Annotated in this window: 20 protein-coding genes; 9 read left to right on the top strand and 11 right to left on the bottom strand. The window is 67.5% G+C overall.

All coding sequences use genetic code 11. The features are described 5' to 3' along the window. Nucleotides 1–10: 10 nt before the first annotated feature. Together AC07WC_RS07575 and AC07WC_RS07570 are read left to right on the top strand one after the other, a co-directional pair. On the top strand, nucleotides 11–148 hold the full coding sequence (locus AC07WC_RS07575) for an entericidin A/B family lipoprotein (protein WP_019185522.1): 138 nt from the start codon (nucleotides 11–13) through the stop codon (nucleotides 146–148). Between the two features lie 200 nt (nucleotides 149–348). Then, the gene (locus AC07WC_RS07570; RefSeq protein ID WP_019185523.1) at nucleotides 349–570 is read left to right on the top strand and encodes a CsbD family protein; all 222 of its coding nucleotides are present in this window, start codon (nucleotides 349–351) and stop codon (nucleotides 568–570) included. A 90-nt stretch (nucleotides 571–660) separates the two neighbouring features. Here the strand turns inward: AC07WC_RS07570 and AC07WC_RS07565 are convergent, their stop codons facing one another. Beyond that, the gene (locus tag AC07WC_RS07565) at nucleotides 661–1,461 is read right to left on the bottom strand and encodes a hypothetical protein (RefSeq protein WP_495209460.1); all 801 of its coding nucleotides are present in this window, start codon (nucleotides 1,459–1,461) and stop codon (nucleotides 661–663) included. Nucleotides 1,462–1,568: 107 nt separating this feature from the next. Here AC07WC_RS07565 and AC07WC_RS07560 point away from each other — a divergent pair, with 107 nt between their 5' ends. The 4 genes from AC07WC_RS07560 to AC07WC_RS07545 all read left to right on the top strand — a co-directional run bounded on the left by AC07WC_RS07560 (nucleotide 1,569) and on the right by AC07WC_RS07545 (nucleotide 6,054). Continuing rightward, entirely contained in the window at nucleotides 1,569–2,858 is a 1,290-nt protein-coding gene (locus AC07WC_RS07560; protein ID WP_293983733.1) for a tryptophan--tRNA ligase, read from the top strand. Nucleotides 2,859–3,027: 169 nt separating this feature from the next. Beyond that, nucleotides 3,028–3,357, top strand: a complete 330-nt coding sequence (locus tag AC07WC_RS07555) for a hypothetical protein (RefSeq protein WP_495209459.1) — start codon at nucleotides 3,028–3,030, stop codon at nucleotides 3,355–3,357. A 40-nt stretch (nucleotides 3,358–3,397) separates the two neighbouring features. Further along, nucleotides 3,398–4,330, top strand: a complete 933-nt coding sequence (locus AC07WC_RS07550; RefSeq protein WP_495209458.1) for an MBL fold metallo-hydrolase — start codon at nucleotides 3,398–3,400, stop codon at nucleotides 4,328–4,330. 71 nt (nucleotides 4,331–4,401) lie between these two features. Then, nucleotides 4,402–6,054: a M28 family metallopeptidase gene (locus AC07WC_RS07545; RefSeq protein ID WP_495209684.1), complete on the top strand. Its 1,653-nt coding sequence runs from the start codon at nucleotides 4,402–4,404 to the stop codon at nucleotides 6,052–6,054. 19 nt (nucleotides 6,055–6,073) lie between these two features. Here the strand turns inward: AC07WC_RS07545 and AC07WC_RS07540 are convergent, their stop codons facing one another. Together AC07WC_RS07540 and AC07WC_RS07535 are read right to left on the bottom strand one after the other, a co-directional pair. Continuing rightward, the gene (locus AC07WC_RS07540; protein ID WP_495209457.1) at nucleotides 6,074–6,457 is read right to left on the bottom strand and encodes a hypothetical protein; all 384 of its coding nucleotides are present in this window, start codon (nucleotides 6,455–6,457) and stop codon (nucleotides 6,074–6,076) included. A 40-nt stretch (nucleotides 6,458–6,497) separates the two neighbouring features. Further along, nucleotides 6,498–7,832, bottom strand: a complete 1,335-nt coding sequence (locus AC07WC_RS07535) for an MFS transporter (RefSeq protein ID WP_495209456.1) — start codon at nucleotides 7,830–7,832, stop codon at nucleotides 6,498–6,500. A gap of 218 nt (nucleotides 7,833–8,050) precedes the next feature. Between AC07WC_RS07535 and yedA the strand changes: the two genes are divergently transcribed. Continuing rightward, nucleotides 8,051–8,953 carry a drug/metabolite exporter YedA gene (yedA, locus tag AC07WC_RS07530; protein ID WP_495209455.1) on the top strand — a complete coding sequence of 301 codons (903 nt, stop codon included), beginning with the start codon at nucleotides 8,051–8,053 and terminating at the stop codon, nucleotides 8,951–8,953. A gap of 126 nt (nucleotides 8,954–9,079) precedes the next feature. On the opposite strand, the gene AC07WC_RS07525 is transcribed toward yedA, so the two are convergent. From AC07WC_RS07525 to AC07WC_RS07495, 7 genes are all read right to left on the bottom strand, one after another. Continuing rightward, nucleotides 9,080–10,447: a leucyl aminopeptidase family protein gene (locus AC07WC_RS07525; protein WP_495209454.1), complete on the bottom strand. Its 1,368-nt coding sequence runs from the start codon at nucleotides 10,445–10,447 to the stop codon at nucleotides 9,080–9,082. A 28-nt stretch (nucleotides 10,448–10,475) separates the two neighbouring features. Continuing rightward, nucleotides 10,476–11,186 (bottom strand): HAD family hydrolase, encoded by a 711-nt coding sequence (locus tag AC07WC_RS07520; protein WP_495209453.1) that lies wholly within the window; start codon nucleotides 11,184–11,186, stop codon nucleotides 10,476–10,478. A 46-nt stretch (nucleotides 11,187–11,232) separates the two neighbouring features. Then, nucleotides 11,233–12,324: an AI-2E family transporter gene (locus tag AC07WC_RS07515; RefSeq protein ID WP_495209452.1), complete on the bottom strand. Its 1,092-nt coding sequence runs from the start codon at nucleotides 12,322–12,324 to the stop codon at nucleotides 11,233–11,235. Between the two features lie 136 nt (nucleotides 12,325–12,460). Further along, nucleotides 12,461–12,934: a protein sip-5 gene (locus AC07WC_RS07510; protein WP_495209451.1), complete on the bottom strand. Its 474-nt coding sequence runs from the start codon at nucleotides 12,932–12,934 to the stop codon at nucleotides 12,461–12,463. Next, a complete protein-coding gene (locus tag AC07WC_RS07505) occupies nucleotides 12,931–13,437 on the bottom strand; it encodes a phage holin family protein (protein ID WP_495209450.1) in 507 nt (168 codons plus the stop codon). The genes AC07WC_RS07510 and AC07WC_RS07505 overlap by 4 nt, the downstream gene beginning before the upstream one ends. An 8-nt stretch (nucleotides 13,438–13,445) precedes the next feature. Next, a complete protein-coding gene (locus AC07WC_RS07500; RefSeq protein WP_019185548.1) occupies nucleotides 13,446–13,811 on the bottom strand; it encodes a hypothetical protein in 366 nt (121 codons plus the stop codon). 111 nt (nucleotides 13,812–13,922) lie between these two features. Continuing rightward, nucleotides 13,923–15,350 carry a Do family serine endopeptidase gene (locus AC07WC_RS07495; RefSeq protein ID WP_495209449.1) on the bottom strand — a complete coding sequence of 476 codons (1,428 nt, stop codon included), beginning with the start codon at nucleotides 15,348–15,350 and terminating at the stop codon, nucleotides 13,923–13,925. A gap of 555 nt (nucleotides 15,351–15,905) precedes the next feature. Here AC07WC_RS07495 and AC07WC_RS07490 point away from each other — a divergent pair. Further along, the gene (locus tag AC07WC_RS07490) at nucleotides 15,906–16,910 is read left to right on the top strand and encodes a histone (protein ID WP_495209448.1); all 1,005 of its coding nucleotides are present in this window, start codon (nucleotides 15,906–15,908) and stop codon (nucleotides 16,908–16,910) included. 240 nt (nucleotides 16,911–17,150) lie between these two features. Further along, the gene (locus tag AC07WC_RS07485; protein ID WP_495209447.1) at nucleotides 17,151–17,837 is read left to right on the top strand and encodes a hypothetical protein; all 687 of its coding nucleotides are present in this window, start codon (nucleotides 17,151–17,153) and stop codon (nucleotides 17,835–17,837) included. Nucleotides 17,838–17,852: 15 nt separating this feature from the next. Here the strand turns inward: AC07WC_RS07485 and AC07WC_RS07480 are convergent, their stop codons facing one another. After that, nucleotides 17,853–20,291 carry a S9 family peptidase gene (locus AC07WC_RS07480; RefSeq protein ID WP_495209446.1) on the bottom strand — a complete coding sequence of 813 codons (2,439 nt, stop codon included), beginning with the start codon at nucleotides 20,289–20,291 and terminating at the stop codon, nucleotides 17,853–17,855. Between the last annotated feature and the right edge of the window lie 65 nt (nucleotides 20,292–20,356).

Raw genomic sequence — 20,356 nt, 5'->3', positions numbered from 1 at the left:
GGAGAACCCCATGAAGCGTGTTATCGCACTGATGCTGTTGTCGATGTTCTCGGTGGCCATGCTGTCCGGCTGCAACACCGTTGCCGGTGCCGGCAAGGACGTGCAGAAGGCCGGTGAAACGGTCGAAGGCGCTGCCAAGGGCAACTGATCCACGGATCAGTCGTCAACGGAAAAGGCCGGGATTTCCCGGCCTTTTTCATGTCCGGCACATGACATCGCAATACGTGCAGGGGTGAATCATTCAAGCTCGTGAGCGTGCGTTTCATCGCTGCTTGACCGCGCGGCAACGCAACCGCGCGCATTCTGGACCCACGGCGAGATGGCCGTTGCAATCAAGGATGCGAACCCATGAACAAAGACATCATTTCCGGCAAGTGGACGCAGCTCAAGGGCAAGGCGCAGGCCAAGTGGGGCGACCTGACCGACGACGATTTCAAGGTGGCCGAAGGCAATGCCGAGTACCTGGCCGGTCGCCTGCAGGAACGCTATGGCTGGGCACGCGACCGTGCCGAAACCGAAGTCCGCGACTTCGAAGCGGCCATGCGCAAGGATTATCCGGATTACCACTGAGTGGTGATCCAGCACGACGGCATCGCCGTCGGGGATTGAAACCGGAACGGGCCGCGCAAGCGGCCCGTTTTCGTGGAGGGGACTCCGCCTTCAGCGGCGGCGATACGGCGGTGGATCGGGCACATACTGGGCGGGAAACGCCTGCGGCTCGTCACGCGTGGGTGCATTTGCCCGCGGAATGATCCCGCGCGCCACCAGGTTGCGCTCGCTGTCGTAACGCACCTGCACCTGCTGTGCGGGATGCACGGTGTCGCGTTCGAACGCGGTGTTGCGTACCCGCGATTGCTCGCGCTGGCCATGTCCGGTGCCCAGCTGCGGTGCCGGCGCGGTGGAGCCGGTCACACCGGCGCTCTCCATCGTCGACGCACGTGCCTGCGGGCGTGTCCTTGCCGTTGCGGACCCGGCCACCGCGGGGACGGCTTCCCGGGACAGCCGCCCGGCTTCGTGGAACACCGCCACCCCGATCACGCCGATGTTGGCCGGGCGCCCGGTGCGCCCGGCGTAGCTGCGCTCCGGATCGGTGAACACGAACTGGGCGACCTCGTCGTCGGATTTGCGCCAGCCGTGGATGTCGGTGGTCTGCCATGGGTTGAGCACGTAGCCGGTCTGGTGGGGGGCGGCCACCTCGCCGCTGATGGCATTCAGGCCATCGACCGAGAGCACCACCAGCACCCGCTCGGCGCTGCCGTTGCGCAGGCGGACGCTGTAGCGGTGGCCCTGTTGGCCCGCGATCCAGCGCTGGCCATCCCGGCGGTACTGGGTCAGGGCCTGGCCATTGTCGCGGTCGATCACGGTCAGGTGCACCGGGCCGGTGTCGTAACGAAGCGGAACCGCCGGCTTGAAGCCGCACAGGGCCAGTACGGCAAGCAGGGGCAGGATCAGGCGTTGCATGGCAGGGCTCCGCAAGGCAGGTGCAGGATCAAACGCACGGGACCGGCCAACGGGGTTGAGCGCGGGCAGGTAAACTGGGGCGGTTCATCTGTCCGCATTGATTCCCCATGACTACCCGCGTTCTTACCGGCATCACCCCCTCCGGCACGCCCCACCTGGGCAACTACGTCGGCGCCATTCGTCCGGCGATCACCGCCAGCCAGGCCTCGGATATCGAGAGCTTCTTCTTCCTGGCCGACCTGCACAGCCTGATCAAGGCGCAGGAGCCGGAGCGCACCCAGCGCTCCACGCTGGAGATCGCGGCGAGTTGGCTGGCGTGCGGGCTGGATCCGGACAAGGTGTGGTTCTATCGGCAGAGCGACATCCCGGAAACCACCGAGCTGATGTGGTTCCTGACCGTGATCGCCAGCAAGGGCATCCTCAACCGCGCGCATGCCTACAAGGCCGCCGTGGACAAGAACCGCGAGGAGCAACTTGATGACGACGCCGGGGTCAGCGCGGGGCTGTTCATGTATCCGGTGCTGATGGCCGCCGACATCCTGATCTTCAAGGCCAACCGCGTGCCGGTCGGCCGCGATCAGATCCAGCACATCGAGATGGCGCGCGATTTCGCGCAGCGCTTCAACCATGTGTACGGCCAGGAGTTCTTCCCGTTGCCGGAGGTGGTGATCGATGAGCAGGTCGCCACGCTGGCGGGCCTGGACGGCCGCAAGATGAGCAAGAGCTACCACAACACCATTCCGCTGTTCGCGCCCCGCGCGGAGCTGAAGAAGCTGGTGTTCTCGATCCTCACCGATTCGCGCGCACCCGGTGAGCCCAAGAGCACCGAAGGCTCGGCACTGTTCCAGATGTACCAGGCGTTCGCCACCGCGGAGCAGACCGCTGCCTTCGCACAGGCCTTCGCCGAGGGCATCAGCTGGGGCGATGCCAAGCAGCAGCTGTTCGAGCGGATCGACAGCGAGATCACCCCGCTGCGCGAGCGTTATGACGCGCTGATGGCCGAGCCGGAAAAGATCGAAGCGCTGCTGCGCCGTCGTGGCCAGCAGCTGCGCGAGCAGTTCGCGGTGCCGCTGCTGAAGGAGCTGCGCCATGCGGTTGGCCTGCGCGATCTGTCCACCGCCGGTGACGTGCCCAGCGAGGAAAGCGAGGCCGCGCGCGCGGCGCCGCCGCTGTTCAAGCAGTACCGCGAAAAGGACGGCCGCTTCTACTTCAAGCTGCAGGCCGGTGACGGCACGCTGCTGATCCAGAGCGAGGGCTTCGATTCGCCGCGCGATGCCGGTCAGCTGATCGGCGTGCTCAAGCAGACCGAGCACGGCGATGGGCTGCAGAGCGAGCTGTTCAAGCTGGAGGCCGAAGTGGACGTAGTGCTGGCTGCACTGCAGGCACTGCGCGAGTAACGCCGCCTGCTGTCCGGCATCCAGCCACCCGCAGCACCACGTAGTGCCGGCCGCTGGCCGGCAACCAGGCGACCGCGCCATCCGGTAGGCATCGACCGTTGGTCGGTGCCATCGCTATGGCATGATGCCCCTGCACGCCGCGGGGCGTGTTCCTGCACGGGAGACTGCGATGGCTTGGTTGTCGTTGTTGTTGTTCCTGCCCTGGTTCGCGTTGCTGGGCACGCTGTACTGGTTGTTTCCCCGCCAGCCGCGTGGCACCGCGCGCCGCCTGTTCGATGGCGCCGCGCTGGTGCTGGCCTTCGTGCTGAGCATCCTGGCGATGTTGTGGGGCCATCACATCGGCGTGGTCCAGAACGATGCCGGGCCGATCTGGCGACAGGTGCTGGCCGTGCTCTACGCCTATGGTGCCTTCCTGGCGGTGATGGTGGCCGCGGTGCTGCTGCGTGGGCCACTGCTGAGCGCGACTGCGACCAAAGCCGCATCGAAGCCGCAGCACTGATCGACGTAAGATGGGGGCGTTTCGTGCCAGGGATGTGTTGATGCACTCCGACCCCAGCATTCATACGATCGACACCGCGTTCCAGCGCGATGATTTCGACGCCGCCTACCTGATCGTCGAAAACGGCCGGGCGGCCTTCATCGATTGCGGCACCGGCCTGGCCGTGCCGGCGATGCTCGCCGCGTTGGCCCGCGCCGGCTGCACGCCTGCGCAGGTCGACTGGCTGATCCTGACCCACGTGCACCTCGATCACGCCGGTGGTGCCGGGCTGCTGATGCAGCAGCTGCCCAACGCGACGCTGGTGGTGCATCCACGTGGCGCGCCGCATATGGTCGATCCGACCCGCCTGATCGCCGGTGCCACCGAGGTCTATGGTGAGGCGGAGATCGCACGCAGCTATGGACCGATCCTGGCGGTCGCTGCAGACCGGGTGGTGATCGCCGAAGATGGCCACACCGTGGATCTGGCCGGGCGCGCGCTGGTGTGCGTGGACACGCCCGGGCACGCACGCCATCACCTGTGCGTGTGGGATGCGCGCAGCCGCAGTTGGTTCACCGGCGACACCTTCGGGCTGTCTTACCGTGAACTGGACAGCGCGCAAGGTGCCTTCATCGTGCCCACGTCCTCGCCGGTGCATTTCGATCCCGAGCCACTGAAACAATCCATCGCGACGATGCTGGCGCAGGACCCGCAGGCGATGTACCTGACCCACTACGGTCGCGTGGCACCGCCGCGCAAGCTGGCGGCCGATCTGGTCGAGCAGATCGACGCCATGGTCGAGATCGGCCGCCAATGCGATGGTCGCCCGGATCGGCATCGTTGCCTGGTCGCGGCGCTGACCGCGCTGTACCTGGAACGTGCCCAGGCGCATGGCTGCCTGCTGGACGATGAAGCGGTGACCCGGGTGCTGGCGATGGACATCGAACTCAACGCCCAGGGGCTGGCGTGCTGGCTGGATCGCGACCGACGCTAGTGCACGGTCACAGGGGTGTCACGTTACACTCCGGTGTCCTGTTTTCCGTCCTGGTGTCTGCCGTGAATCCGATGCGCATGCTGCTGCTGTCGTCCTGCCTGTTCGTGGGCGGCCTGGCCCACGCCGCCAATGACCTGCCCGGCGGCGGCATCGATCCGGAGGCACTGTCGCGACATGTACGCATCCTGGCCTCGGATGAATTCGAAGGCCGCGCCCCGGCCACGCCCGGTGAAGAGCGCACGGTCCAGTACCTGATCGAAGAGTTCAAGAAGTACGGCCTGCTGCCTGGTGGTGTCGATGGCGGCTGGGTGCAGCCGGTGCCGATGGTGCGCGCCCAGGTGGATGGCCCGGTGCGGGCGCAGCTGCGCCAGAAGGGCAAGCAGCGCGCCCTGGTCAATGGCGAGGACGTGACCCTGCAGAGCCTGCGCCCACAGGAGGCGGTGGCGATCAGGAACGCGCCACTGGTGTTCGTCGGCTACGGCATCGACGCGCCCGAGCGCCACTGGAACGATTACAAGGACGTCGACCTGCACGGCAAGATCGCCGTGGTGCTGATCAACGACGCCGATTTCGAGGCCGACCAGCCGGGTGCGTTCGATGGCAAGGCGGTGACCTACTACGGTCGCTGGACCTACAAGTTCGAAGAAGCCGCGCGCCGCGGCGCGCAGGGTGTACTGATCGTGCACGAGACCGCGCCTGCCGCGTATGGCTGGGCCACGGTGAAGAGCTCGGGCACCTCGCCGCTGTTCGATATCGAACGCACCCGCGAGCAGGCGCTGGCCCAGCACGTGCCGGTGCGCGGCTGGATGCAGCGCAGCCTGGCCGAACAGCTGTTCCGCGACGTGGGCCTGGATTTCGAGGCGGAGAAGCGTCGCGCCATGACCCCGGCGTTCACCCCGGTGGCCCTGGGCGATGCGCAGCTCTCGGTAGACTTCAAGCTCAAGCGCGAGCAGGTGATCACCCGCAACGTCGTGGCCAAGCTGCCGGGTGGCGCGCGCCCCGACGAAGCGGTGATCTTCTCCGCGCATTGGGACGCGTTCGGGATCGGCCAGCCCGATGCCAAGGGTGACCGCATCCGTCGTGGTGCGATCGACAACGCCACCGGCGTGGCTACCGTGCTGGAGCTGGGCCGCGTCTTCGCCGCTGGCCCGCAGCCGCAGCGCACGCTGTATTTCGTGGCACTGACCGCCGAAGAGAAGGGCCTGCTCGGCGCCAGCTACTACGCTGCGCACCCGCTGGCGCCGCTGGACAAGACCGCCGCCGTGTTGAACATCGAGATGTTCAGCCCGGATGGCCCGACCCGCGATATCGCCTCGTGGGGCAAGGGCCGGGTCTCGCTGGAAGGTGACCTGGAGCGCGTGGCCAAGGCACGCGGCCGCACCTACTCGCCCGATCCCAACCTGGAAGCCGGCTTCTTCTACCGCGCCGACCACTTCGCCTTCGCCCGCCTCGGCGTGCCGGCGATCACCATCGGGCCGGGGCTGGACATGCGCGAGGGCGGCGTGGAGAAAGGCCGTGAACTGCGCGATGCGTACTTCGCCGCCTGCTATCACCAGGCCTGCGATGCGTGGACCCCGAGCTGGGACCCGAGCGGCCATGCCGCCGACACCCTGCTGGTCTACGACCTGGGTGCGGAACTGGCCAACAGCCGGCGCTGGCCGCAGTGGGAAGAAGGTTCCGAGTTCCGCGCCGAGCGCGAGAAGAGCGAGTCGGCGCGCCGTTGAGGCAGGCCGTCGGCGGCGCTCAGCGCCGCCGCAGCAGGCGCCAGGCGCCCCATCCGCTGGCCGCGAGCGCGGCCAGGTAACAGACGATCATCCAGCCGAACCGCGTCGGCTGGGTAGCCGCACTGGCGACATGCCGGCCGAAGCGCAGCTGCAGTACGCTGTGCCCGCTGCCCAGATCAGCCGCCAGTTGCAGCGCCAGCGCGGCCATTACCGCCAGCAGCGCCATACCAAACCCCATTCGCGGCCAGCGGGCCTGTGCCGATGGGCGTCGCAGCACCCACGCCACGGTCGTGCCGGCGGTGAGCAGGGCCGCCACCCAAAGCAATGCAGCGCCCGTTGGGGCGCTGGTTGCGTGGGTGGCGGTGCTGGCCTCGGCGAACGCCGGGACCAGCATCGCCAGCATCCACCCGCCCCGCGCGATCGCGGGGCAGGCCGTGCCGCGGTTACTTGCGGGTGCCATCGAGCCAGTTCGGGCCCTTGTTGGTCAGGAAGAACATATAGACCACCAGCGACACCGCGATGATCGCGGTCACGTACACCGCGAACATGCTGACCTGGCCGGTCTTCAGCGCACCCTGGTACAGCAGCGGCGCGGTGCCACCGAACAGTGAGTTGGCCATCGCGTAACCGAAGCCCACACCCAGCGCGCGCACATGGGTCGGGAACAGTTCGGCCTTGACCACCGCATTGATCGAGGTATAGCCGGTCAGGATCACGAAGCCGATGCCCAGCACCAGGAAGGCCATGAACGGATCGTGCTGGTTGGGCAGCTCGGTGATCAGGTACCAGCTGTACAGCACGCCGCCGATGCCGAAGAACACCAGCAGGCTCTTGCGCCCGACCATGTCCGACAGCCAGCCGCCGATCGGCTGCAGCACCATCAGGAAGGTCAGCACGCCGAGGTTGATCATCGTGCCGGTCATGACGTCATCGCCCGCAAATGCGCTCTGGATCATCTTCGGGCCGTTGACCGAATAGGTATAGAACGCGACGGTGCCGCCGGCGGTGATCAGGAAGCACAGCAGCAGCGGACGCCACTGGTTGACGAACAGCTCGCGCATCGAGCCGGACGCCTTGGCGCGGCCATCGCGGGCGGCATCGATGGAATCGGACTGCAATGACTCATCCATGCTGCGGCGCAGCCAGAACACGACGATCGCCGCGACACCGCCGATGCCGAACGCTACGCGCCAGCCCCAGGCGGAGATTTCCGGCTTGCCCCAGAAGGTGAGCATGCCCAGCAGGGTCAGCTGCGCCAGCACATGGCCACCGACCAGGGTGACGTAATGGAACGAGGACAGGAAGCCGCGGCGACCGGGAATGGCGGCCTCGGACATGTAGGTGGCACTGGTGCCGTACTCGCCACCGGTGGCAAAGCCCTGCAGCAGGCGCGCGAACAGCAGGATCACCGCCGCCCAGATGCCGATCTGCGAGGCGGTCGGGGTGATCGCGATCAGGAACGAGCAGGCGGCCATCACCGTGACCGAGACGGTCAGCGCCAGGCGGCGGCCGTAGCGGTCGGCGAAACGGCCGAAGTACCACGCACCGATCGGACGCATCAGGAAGGTGGCGGCGAAGATCGCCCACACGTACATCGTGGAGTTCTTGTCGGCGGCCGAGAAGAACTGGGATTCGAAGTAGACCGCAAAGACCGAGTAGACGTAGACGTCATACCACTCGACCAGATTGCCGGCCGAGCCTTTGAGGGTGTTGGAGATGGAACGCCGCAGGGCGGCCCGTTCGGGGTGTGCCGCAGTGGCGGGGACGGAAGTGCTCATGCAGGGAAGGGGTCCTGGCTGGGAAGCGTTGCTACGGATGAAAGAGGCACCCGGACGTCACTCCGGGGCCTGGCATGCTCTTGTTACCTTACCGCACGTCAAAAACGGGTGCGTGTCACGCATCACGGTGGGCCGGATGAAATCAGCGTGCCAGCACGGAGGGTGCCGCGCCATCGGCAACGGCCTAGAATTCATGTTCCCCCGCACCGTGGTGGCCCATGGCCGTCCTACCCGAATCCCCGTCGGCCGCTCCCCGCAGCGGCCTGGTCGTCCTGGCGCTGCTGCTGGTATACGTGGTCTGGGGGTCCACCTATCTCGGGATCCGGCTGGCGCTGGAGGGCGGCGCACTGCCGCTGACGATGGTCTCGGGCGGCCGGTTCATCATCGCCGGTTCGCTGATGTACGCCGTGCTGCGCTGGCGCGGTTCGCCTGCGCCGACCAGGCGCCAGTGGCGCAACCTGGCGATCATGGGCCTGACCATGCTGGTGCTGGGCAACGGGATGGTGGTGCTGGCCGAGCGCACGGTGTCCTCGGGCCTGGCGGCGACCGCCGTGGCCTCGGTGCCACTGTGGATGGCCCTGTTCGGCGCGATGCGCGGGCAGAACGCCAGCCGTGGCGAGTGGCTTGGCATCGTGATCGGCTTCCTCGGCGTGGTCTGGCTCAACGCCGGCAGCAGCCTGACCGCCTCCCCGCAGGGCCTGATCCTGCTGCTGATCGCGCCGGTCGGCTGGGCCTTCGGCTCGATCTGGGCGCGTGGGCTGGACCTGCCCAGCCCGTTCATGACCGCTGCCGGACAGATGCTGTGCGGTGGCGTGATGCTGATCGTGCTCGGCCTGCTCAGCGGCGAACGCCCGACCACCTGGCCCAGCATGAATGGGCTGCTGGCGGTGGCCTACCTGTGCATGTTCGGCTCGATCGTCGCCTTCACGGCGTACGTCTGGCTGCTGCACAACGTGCGCCCGGCCCTGGTGGCCAGCTATGCCTACGTCAATCCGGTGATCGCGGTGATCCTGGGCGTGATCATCGGCAACGAGCATTTCGGTGGACGTGACCTGCTTGCGATGGCGGTGATCCTGGCCGGCGTGGTGGTGCTGACCCTGGCCCGGACGCGCACCAAATGAGTGTGCCGACGCAGCACAGGGGTTCTACCCCGATATTCACATTTTCGACAACTGTTCAACACGACGATCCCCGCCGGAGCGGGGATCGTGGCGTGCAGCGCGTGCCGGGCCGTAGCCGGCGCAGGCTCAGGCGTAACGCGCCTTGAGCATCGCCCAGGCCGAACGCAGTGCCAGCGCTTCGCCACCGGCCGGACGGCCCGGGCGTTCGCCGTCGTTCCAGGCGTAGACGTCCAGGTGCGCCCAGGTCTGGCCCTCGGCGATGAAGCGCTCCAGGTACAGCGCGGCGGTGACCGAGCCGGCCATGCGCGAACCGGCATTGGCCAGGTCGGCGATGTTGCTGTGCAGGTAGCGCAGGTACGGGCGCCACAGCGGCATGCGCCAGACCGGATCGCGGACCGTTTCACCGGCCTGCAGCCACTGCTGGGCCAGGGTGTCATCGTTGCTGAACAGCGCCGGCAGGTCGGGACCGAGCGCAATGCGCGCCGCGCCGGTCAGGGTGGCGAAATCGAGCACGATCTCCGGTTGCTGCTCGCTGGCATAGGTCAGCGCGTCGGCGAGGATCACGCGCCCTTCGGCATCGGTGTTGTCGATCTCGATGCTCAGGCCCTTGCGGGTGGCGATCACTTCGCCGGGGCGGAAGGCATCCGGACCGATCGCGTTTTCCACCGCCGGGATCAGCAGGGTCAGCTGCACCGGCAGCTGCTGGGCCATGATCAGCCCGGCCAGGCCAAGCGCGTGCGCGGCGCCCCCCATATCCTTCTTCATGTTGCGCATGCCATCGCCCGGCTTGATGTCCAGCCCGCCGGTATCAAAGCACACGCCCTTGCCGACCAGCGCCACGTGCGGCTGGCCTGCGTTGCCCCAGCGCAGCACGATCAGGCGCGGCGCCCGGTGCGAGGCACGGCCCACCGCGTGGATGGACGGGAAGTTCTGCTCGAGCAGCGCATCGCCGGTGATCACCTCGATCTGCGCGCCATGGGCAGTGGCCAGTTCGCGCGCGGCGTCTTCGAGCTGCTGCGGGCCCATGTCTTCGGTCGGGGTGTTGACCCAGTCGCGCACGCGCAGGCTGGCCGTGACCACGTCGCACACCTCGGCCGAAGGCGTGGCGGCGAGCTGGGCCGGTGCGCGGTTGGGCTTGCGGTAACGTGTGAAGCGGTAGCTGCCCAGGCCCCAGCCAAGCTGCAGCAGGGTCTCGATCTCCGGTGCGAGTGTGTCCGCCAGCGTCCAGACGGTGCCTTCCGGCAGCGCGAACGGTGCATGCGCGTAGCTGTAGGCATCGCCCGGGTCGCCCACGCCGATGATCGCGCCGGCCAGGCCGTGCTCGCCCGGCAACAGCACCACGCTGCCGCCGCTGCCGTTGAAGCGCTGCGCATCCAGCCACGCGCCCAGCGCGTCGGACTGCCGTGCGCGCCAACCGGCGTACTGTTCACGGGTCATCACGTGCAGCGGCAGTGCGTTGGACGTATCGGAAGTGAAACCGTTGATCTGGGACATGGGACTGGAAGGCTCCTTGGGCGGCGGCTTACGCGTGCTGGACGGATGCGTTCGCATCCAGCCAGTCGGCCAGCCCGGTCAGGGTGTCGAACTGCAGATCGGGCTGCAGTGATGGATGGGTCCAGGTGTGCTCGACGCGGTTGATCCAGCAGCCGCGCAGACCGGCCTGCATCGCGCCGACCACGTCCATGTCGGCGTGGTCACCGACGTGCAGCACATGCGCGGGCGCGACGCCGAGGCGCTCGCAGGCAGCGTGGAAGATGCTGGCAGCCGGCTTGGCCGCGCCGTGTTCGCGTGAGCCGAGCTGGAAGGTGAAGTGGTGGGATACGCCGATCCGCTGCAGGTCGGCATTGCCGTTGCTGAGCGCGGCCACGGGTACGCGCGCGGCGATCCGGGCCAGCGCGTCCATCGCATCCGGGTAGAACTCGACCTGGTTGCGCGCGGCATAGAACGCTTCGTACGCCGGTTCGAGCAGGGCCGGGTCGGCGCCGCTTTTCTCCAGCGCCTCGCTCAGCGTCAACCTGCGCAGCGCGCTGAGGTCGTAGTGCAGGTGGGGGTTGTCATGGAAGGAGCGCTCACGCAGTTCGCGCATCGCCGCCACCGGGTACATCGCGGCGGTGGCGGGGCTGTGCTGGAGCATCCACTCGTACAACACCTGGTCGATGCGGGCGCCGATGGGGGCGAACGGCCACAAGGTGTCGTCAAGGTCGAGGGTGATGGCTTGGACTGGGAAATTCACCGGCTCATTCTACTCCCGCGATCCCGGGCGGGCACCCCGCAACGGTTCATTCCAGCAGCCTGGCCCAGCCCTGGGTGCCGTCCAGCCGCGCCAGCACCAGCTTGATGCAGACCAGCAGCGGCACCGCCAGCAACAGGCCGATCATGCCCCACAGCCAGCCGAACACCATCAGCGCCAGGATCAGGATCAGCGGCGAGATCGCCATCCGGCGCCCGAGCACGATGGGCGTGACCACCTGGCCTTCCACGGTATGCAGGGCGAGATAGCACGCTGCCGGCAGCAATGCCTGGAACGGATCGCTGAACTCCACGAAGCCCATCAGCAGCATCAGCGCCACGCCGATCAGCGGCCCCACATAGGGCGCGAAGTTCAGCAGCGCCGCCACGGTGCCCCACAGCAGGGCCTCCTGCAGCGAAATGCCAAGCAGCAGCAGGATGCCGGAGAACACCAGGCCGACCAGCGTGTTGATCACGGTGATGGTCAGCACATAGCGGGATACCTCGCGCTCGATCGAGCGCAGGATGTCGGTGGTGAACCGCTGCTGCTGGCGGCTGGGGAACAGGGCGATCGCATGCTTCTGCAGGCTCTGTCCGTAGATCATGAAGAACAGGGTCAGCAGGACCACCGCCAGCACCGAGGCGGCCAGGCGTGGCGCGCGGGTCAGCACTTTGTAAGGATCATCGAGCTGGGTGCGCACGATCTGGACGCGGCGGCTGCCTTCGCCACCGGCCACGCGTGCGAAGTTCTCTGCCGCCTGGTTGGCCTGCTGCACCGGCTTGGTCAGGTTCTGCACCTGGCGGGCGACCTTGCGCAGCTGCTGTGGCGCTTCCTGTGCCCATTCCATTGCCGGCCCGACCAGCTGCACGCCGAGTGCGGCAGCGCCGCTCAGGCCGACGCCGAGCACCAGCACCGCGCCGAGGAACCGCGGGATCCAGATTTTCTGCAGCACCCGCAGGATCGGGTTGCCGACCAGGGCGAAGAACATCGCCAGCAGGATCGGCAGCACCACGTCCTGCGCCGCCCACAGGGTGAAGGCGACGGCCAGGGTGGCCAGGATCACCAGCGACATCGGGGCGCGCGGGCGCGGCGGCGGGGGGGCGACGACAGCTTCAGCGGAAGGGGACACCGGAACGCTCATGCAGGTCGCACACTGGAAAGGAGCGTCATTATTGGGCAAGCCGGGTGCGCATGGCGTGTGGGGTGCGTGCAGATGAAGAAAGGCCCCGCGGCACGTGCCGCAGGGCCTTCGCAGAGTGCTTCCGACCGTGGTGCGGTCAGCGTTCGGACAGGTCAGTGGCCGCTTCGGCCGGCTGCGGCTGATGCGGCGATGCCGGATCGACCCGCCGCTCCGGGCCCAGCCGTGATGCTGCGGGTGCCGGGGTGGGAGCCGCTTGGCGCGGGGAGCCGTCGGCCGCGTCATCCACCTTGTCGGCGGCCTGTTCGGCAGTATCGGCCGCTTCGCTGGCCTGCATCGAGGCGAACGCGGCCTGCGTGCTGGCGACCAGATTGGAAACCGAGCCGATCATCTGCAGCCAACGCGCGCCCTGCACCTTCGCACCAAGGCCGGTCGGTTCCAGCTTGCCGGCCAGGAAGCCGCCGGCCAGGCCTACGGTGATGATCCGCAACGGCGTCCATCCGGCCCGCCAGACGGTGCTGAGGGTGAACCAGCTGCTGCGGGTTTTCTCGACCCGCACCGCCACCACCAGCTCGGCGCGCTGGACACGTTGCCGCAAGGCTTCGAAGTTCATCGCTTCACCCCCGTGGTATCCACGTCGGCATCGGGATCTTCATCGCTGGGTTCGTCATACAGGCCCAGCCGCGACAACTGGCGGCGAGTGGCATGCATGCCGGTGTGGCGGAAGAAGAACGACACCCGCCACATCGCGTAGCCGGTGACGAGCAGGCTCACGATCGACGTGATCAGCAGCGAATGGAACCAGGACAGGCCCCAGCGCTGCATCAGGGCGATCAGCGTGCCGGCCAGCAGGAGCCACGCCGACGCGCCGAACACGATCGCGACGCCGCTCCATGCCAGTGCACGGCCGAACGCACTGCGCGCCAGCGCGAAGTCGGCCGAGGCCAGACGTCGCAATGAGCGCAGGGTGTGCTTGGCCGAATCCACGGTGTCACGGCCGGCCTCACCTACCTGGCGGATGCTCTCGTCCAGGCGCGGTGCGCTTTCTCCGCTGGCCGGTGGCGGGCTGTCCGCGCCACCGGTACCGGTGGCGGGCGACTGGGCTTGATCGCTCACGCCGCTGCTTACTTGTCGCCGCCGCTGCGGGCCAGCTTGGCGATGATCCAGCCCGCCGCGAAGGCCACGCCGAAGGACGCCAGCGGACGCTCACGGATCAGCTCGGCAGCGCTGTCGACCAGGTCCTTGCCCTTGTCCATCAGTGCATCGACCTGTTCCTTGGCGGCGGCACCACCGAACTCGGCTGCGGCCAGGCCGGACAGCGCGGTATCGGACAGTTCGGCCTTGACGTTGGCTTTGCCGATGCGCAGTTCATCACCGGCAGCGCCGGTCGCGCCCTTGATGGCACCGCCAGCGGCAGTGGCGGCCGACTTCAGGTGCGAGCCGGCTTCGCCCAGGTGTTCCTTCAGGTTCTCGGTATTGGTGGGGCTCATCGTGTATCTCCTGCTATGCGATGGGGAAGGTGACCGCGGACGATCCGACGGCAACGAACACAAGGTAATAGCACCGGCCGGGTGTAAGCGACGTTACGGCTGCCGCCGCGTTCAGCGCATCACCAGCTGGCCACCGCCATTGCCACGGATGATCCTCAGCACCAGTTGGGCCGGACGTTGTTGGAAGTTGGCGCGCCAGCTGGCGAGATCGGCAAACTCACCTGCCGTTGCCGCGGTGATCACGTCACCCTGCGCCAGCCCGGAATTGGCCGCGCGGCTGCCGCGTTTGACGTCACTGACCAGCACGCCACTGACACCGGCCTGGCGCAGCGACTCGGGCAGGTCGACGAAGGTGGCACCACCCAGGCGCGGATCCAGCGACTCACCGGTGACCGCGCGCGCCTGCTCCTTGAGCGTGGCCTTGATCTGCAGCGGCTTGCCCTCGCGGCGCACGTCCAGGGTGAGTGTGCTGCCAACCGGCTGCAGGCCTTCCACGTTGTGCAGGGCCTGCGCGCTGTCCACGCGCTGGCCGTTGGCCGACACCACCACGTCACCCGGCTTGAGCCCGGCGGCCGCGGCACCGGAACCGGCCAGCACGCGGGTCACCAGCGCGCCGCGCGTCTCGGTCAGGCCCAGGCCCTGCGCGATCTGTTGGGTCAGGTTCTGCGCCTCGATGCCGAGCGTGCCACGCACCACCACCCCGTGTTTGACCAGCTGGTCGACCACGTCGCGCGCCAGGTTGGAGGGGATTGCCAGGCCCAGGCCGATGTTGCCGGCCATGCTGCCCTGCGGGTTGAAACTGGCGGTATTGATGCCGACCAGTTGCCCCTGCAGGTTGACCAGCGCGCCGCCGGAATTGCCCGGGTTGATCGAGGCATCGGTCTGGATGAAGTTCTGGTAGCCCAGCCCGCGGATGCCGCTGCGGCCCACCGCCGAGACGATGCCGGAGGTGACCGTCTGGCTGAAACCGAACGGGTTGCCGATCGCCACCACGAAGTCGCCAACGCGCAGCTGGGTACTGTCACCGAGCTTGATCTCGGTCAGGTTGCCGGTCGGAATGCGGATCAATGCGACATCGGTATCGGCATCGGAGCCGATGAATTCAGCCTTGACCGTGCGCCCGTCGGCCAAGGTCACCTGCACGTCGTCGGCGTTGTCGATCACGTGGTGGTTGGTCAGCACCAGGCCCTCGGCCGCATCGATGATCACCCCCGAACCCAGTGACTCGTTGATGCGTTCCTGCGGCACTTCCGGGAACAGCCGGCGGAAGAACGGGTCGTTGAAGTAGGGGTTGCGCACGCGCACCACCTGCTTGGTGTTGACGCTGACCACCGCCGGCATCACCCGTTCCAGCATCGGTGCCAGCGATGGCACTGCCTGCCCGGCGACCGCCGCGGGCAGCGCGGCCGTGGCCGGGATCGTGTACGCGGCCGGCGCCGCCTCGGCACGGTTGTCCAGGTGCGCGTTGATGGCCGTGGCGGTGAATCCGCCGAAGGCAGCGGCGAGGGCGAGCGTGAGCAGGGTCGGGAGCGGTCGCATGGTCCGGCGGTTCCGTGGCGGCGAGGGCAGGGGCAGGGAAAACACGTATACGGTAATTCAACCTGAATGAGTGTGTCCGCACCCGGCTAAACCCTGGATGAAATCCGCTGCGGGGTGATGTGCCGATGGGCGGCAGAAGGGCGTGGCCGAGCGGACCATGTGTGGCCGTGACCGACGCCGGAGAGGATGCATCACGGCGGCCCTGGCAGGGGCATGGCGCGCCCCGGGGTATGTGCATCGAGCGCATCCGCTCCGTCCAAGCCAGCGCAAATACGCAGTGCGGAGGCAAGGAATGGATCAAGTACGACGCCCGATCATCGGATCGCCGGACGCGGCGGCGATGCGCATCGAGACACATCGCGTGCACCGCGTGCGGGAACGGCGATGCTGTTTTCAAGGGGTTTCGTGCAGGCGGATGGCGCATTGCTTGCCGCCGCCGATGGGAGTGCTACTGTCGGCTCGGCACGTGCATCGCATCCAGACCGTTCCACGATGGACCGCGCCGGTATAGCATCGCCAGCGATTTGACTAACCAGGCCCCTTAGGAGGCACTCAATGAGCAACGGTAATGGTGTGACCACGGTTCTCTCGCAGACCGTCGAAGATGCAAAAGAAACCGCCACCAACGTCGGCGAGACCATCGCACACGTTGCGGAAGATGCAGTCGCTTCGGTGAAGAAGACCGCCAAGCGCGCACGCAAGGCTGCCACCACCCAGGTCGCCAAGGTCAAGAAGGCCGTGACCAAGGTCGAGAAGACCGTCGCCAAGAAGGCTGACAAGGCGGCCAAGTCGGTCGGCAAGACCCTGGCCACCGCCAAGCAGAAGCTGGAAGCGGCCAAGAAGAACGCCAAGGCCGAGGCCACCGCGATCAAGAAGCAGGTCGCCAAGAAGAAGGCTGCCGCTGAAAAGGCCGTGACCAAGACCACCAAGGCTGCCGGCAAGAAGGCCACGACCGCCAAGAAGGCCGTGACCAAGAAGGCTGCTGCTGCCAAGAAGACCGTGACCAAGAAGGTCGCCACCGCCAAGAAGGCCGTCGCCAAGAAGTCCGCGACCGCCAAGAAGGCCGTGACCAAGAAGACCGCCGCCGCCAAGAAGACCGTCGGCAAGAAGGTCGCAGCTGCCAGGACCGCTGTTGCCAAGAAGTCGGCGACCGCCAAGAAGGCCGTGACCAAGAAGACTGCAGCGGCCAAGAAGGTTGCCGGCAAGAAGACCGCCGTCGCCAGGAAGACCGTCGGCAAGAAGGTCGCCGCCACCAAGAAGGCTGTTGCCAAGAAGTCGGCGACCGCCAAGAAGGCCGTGACCAGGAAGACCGCAGCGGCCAAGAAAGTGGCCGGCAAGAAGACCGCCGTCGCCCGCAAGTCGGTCGGCAAGAAGGTCGCCACCGCCAAGAAGGCCGTGACCAGGAAGACCGCAGCGGCCAAGAAGACCGTCGGCAAGAAGGTCGCTACCGCCAAGAAGGCTGTGGCCAAGAAGGCTCCGGCCCGCAAGGCCGCCCCGGCCAAGCGCGCTGCCGCCAAGCCGGTTGCCCGCAAGGCGCCGGCCAAGCGCGCGCGCAAGTAAGTAGTAGCGTGCTGCTCCTGCCTGAGGGCGGGAGCGGCATGGTGGGCATGGCCTGTGCCCGTCCCCGGTCATTTCGGCATCCCCGGTCGAGCGCATCGCGTCACTGTGCGGTCAGGCTCCCGGATCATGCCACCCCTGTTCCGCCTCTCCCTCGGATCCTGCGCCCAGTCCGAGCATGCTTGACGGTGCCTCCCTGCGTCTGTTGCTAACCTGACCGGCACACGTCCACGGGGAGATGCAATGCGCGGTCTCGACTTCAGCTCCTGGCAGGCCATGCTCTCCACCCTGGTCGGGTTGGCGATCATTACGTTGATCGGCGTCGGCATCCGGCTGCTGGTCATGCAGACCATGCAGCAGCGTCGCGAGCGCGAGAATCGTCAAATCAACGAGCGGCTGCGCACGCTGATCGCCGCTTACAAGGTCCTTGGCGGCTCGTTCACCGGCACTCTCGATGTCGATCCACGCCATCGCCGGGACTTCCGCGCGCTGCCCGACGGCCGCGAAGACGGCGATGCGCTGCACCTGCCGGCGGAGGCGGAGAGCGGGGGCGAGCGTGCGCGCCGGATCCGTGATGCGGTGGAAGCAGCGCTGTCGGACATCATCCTGCTGGGCACCGATGAGCAGGTGCGCCTTGCCGCGCACGCCGCCAACGCGATGGCCCAGGGCCGCGTCGTTCCTACCGCCGAGCTGGTGGTGTCACTGCGTGACTTCATCCGTCAGGCGCTGGATCTGGATCCGATTCCAACCACGGTTGCCATTCCGCGCCAGGGTCCGGCACGGCCCTCGGCCGGTGCGAAGGGCAAGGGCGATGCGGGTGACAAGGGCGGTGGCAAAGGCGGTGGGGGTGGAGGCGGTGGTGGTATGGGAGGAATGGGCGGTGGTGGCATGGGGGGTGGGGTGGACGATACGGCCGACGCCCATCGCTGAGCGGCCCGCATCCCCTCATGGCGAGGCGGCCACTCCGATCCGGTACGGTGGCGGCGTCGCACCCATCAGATGGGTGACGAAGTAATCCCACATCCGGCGCATGTAGTAATCGTCGTTGCGGAACAGTTCGTGGTCCTGGTTGGGCAGGTACAGCAGGTCGTAGTCCTTGTTGGCCAACGTGAGGGCGCGCGCCAGTTGCAGGGTCAGCGCCGGCATCCCGTTCTCGTCCAGGTCGCCGTAGACCAGCATCAGCCGGCCCTCCAGGCGGTCGGCCAGTGCATCGTTGGCCAGCGGATGGAACAGCGCTGGCACTGCATCGGGTTGCGGGCGCACGGCGGTGCCGTCGGCATAGATCGGCTGGCCGCCGACCAGGCGGTCCATGCCGTGGATGGCGCCACCGTACATGCCCTGGAAGCTGTGGCTGCCGGCCGAAGCCACCCCGACCTTGTAGAACGCTGGATGGCGCAGCAGGGCACGCGCCGCGCTGTAGCCGCCGAACGAATGCCCGTAGATGCCGACCCGCGTCAGGTCCATGCCCGGATAACGTCTGGCCAGCTCGCCGATCGCCGCGACATGATCGTCCAGCTGCAGATCGGCCGCGGTCAGGAAGCTGGCATCGTGGAAGGCCTTGGAGCGCCCAGGCGTGCCGCGCGCATCGATGCTCACCACCACGAACCCGAGCTGGGCCAGGCTGGCGCGCGCGACCGGATTCATTGTCGCCGTGGCGTCGACGAAACCGACCGGTGTATTGGTGATGTGGGGGCCGCCGTACATCGCATCGATGACCGGATGCCGTCCGTCCTCGCGGTAGCCGGGCGGCAGATGGACCGTGGCCTGCAGTTCGGTGTGGCCGTCGGCAGCGAGGACGCTCACCCGCTGCGGTGGCGACCACCCGGCGGCACGCACGGCGCGGTCGTCGGCGCGCTCCAGTTCCATCACGACCCGGCCATCGGCTGTCGAACGCAGCACGCTGACCGGTGCCTGGTCCACCCGCGAGTAGCTGTCGACCACGTACGCCGCCGAGGGCGACAGCAGGTGGGAGGGCCGCCCGCCCATGAGCACGCCGGCTCCACCATCGATCGCGTGATCGGCCGCTTCCGGTGTCAGCAGGGCCGGCGCGCCACCGTCCAGAGAGACGCGGTACAGGCGTCGTTGATACGGATCCCCTGGCTCGCGCCCGCCGGCGGTGAACAGCACCTGGCGACGCACCTCATCGACGCCGACCACATCGCGTACCAGCCATGCGCCGGTGGTCAACTGACGGACGACACGACCATCGCGGCGATCGACCAGATACAGATGGCCCCAGCCATCGCGCTGCGAGAACCAGACGATGCCATCGTCGTGCTGCAGGACGTGCACCGCCGGCCGGTTGTAGGGATAGCTGTTGAGCTGCACGCGGGTATCGCTGCGCTCTTCCCGCACGGTACGCACGTTGCCGGTGCGGACATCCACCTCGACCAGACGCAGCCGTGCGGGATGGTCATAGCGCACGATCGCCGTATAGACCTTGGCGGCATCGGCCGACCAGCCCAGCACGCCGGCTTCGGTCAACGTGTGCCAGCCTTCGGGAACGGCGATGCTGCGTGTGCCGCCGTCCACTTCGGTGACGAACCATGCATCGCGGACCTGCTCGGCGTCGCCCAGCAGGCCCAGCCGTACCTCATGCACCACCGGGCGGAACCCGATGGTGGGCGCGGTCGCCAGGTAGGGATAGGGCAGGACCTGGCGTTCGTCATAGCGCACACCGAACAGGCGCTGGCTGTCCGGCGACCAGGTGACCGCAAACGGCGGCATCTGCATCCGGCCTTCCCGTCGCGGAATGCCGCGCAATGCAAAATCGGGCAGTACCCCATAGCCGTACGAGGGCTCGCCATCCACGGTGAGCGCCCGTCGTTCACCGTCGGCACCGCGCCGCAGCCACAGGTTGTCCTGCTCGACCCGCACGCTGTGCCGACCGTCAGGCGCAGGCAGGTCGCGAGGATCGGCGACCGCTGACGATTGCAGCGCACACGGCATCGGCAGCGTGCAGGCCACCACCCGCCGTGCATCCACGCGCAGCGTGATCTGCAATCCATCGCCGCTGCGGGCGACGCGCTCCACTTGCTGCATCACCGCGCCTGGATCGGCGACCCCGGCAACCTGCAGTGCCCCCTGCATGACGTCCTGGTCAAACAGCGCCGTGCGCGTGGAGGCCGCCGGATCGACCAGCAGGTAGCGGGTGCGACCATCGTCCTCCTGGCGGGCATACCAGAAGCCGCCGTCCTCCAGCCAGCGTGGCGCGACGGTGGCATTGCGGACCTTGCCGCGCAGCCGCTGGTCGAGCACACGTTCGGCGCGCTGGTACTGCATCAGGCCCGGTGCCTCGGCCTTGGCCGGCGGACTGGCGGTCGCGGTGACCGCCAGCCCCATAACGAATAGACAGTGAAACATTCCCGAACGTGCTGCGGCCATGCGTCTCGCTCCCTGATGACGGTCGCCTGGCAGGCAGCATCGTCATCATGGCGCGTGCTCCCTGT

It is taken from the genome of Stenotrophomonas sp. GW821-FHT01H02A (assembly GCF_059422145.1).
Note: the sequence above shows the minus strand (reverse complement) of the source record. Positions and strands in the feature narration are given on the sequence as shown.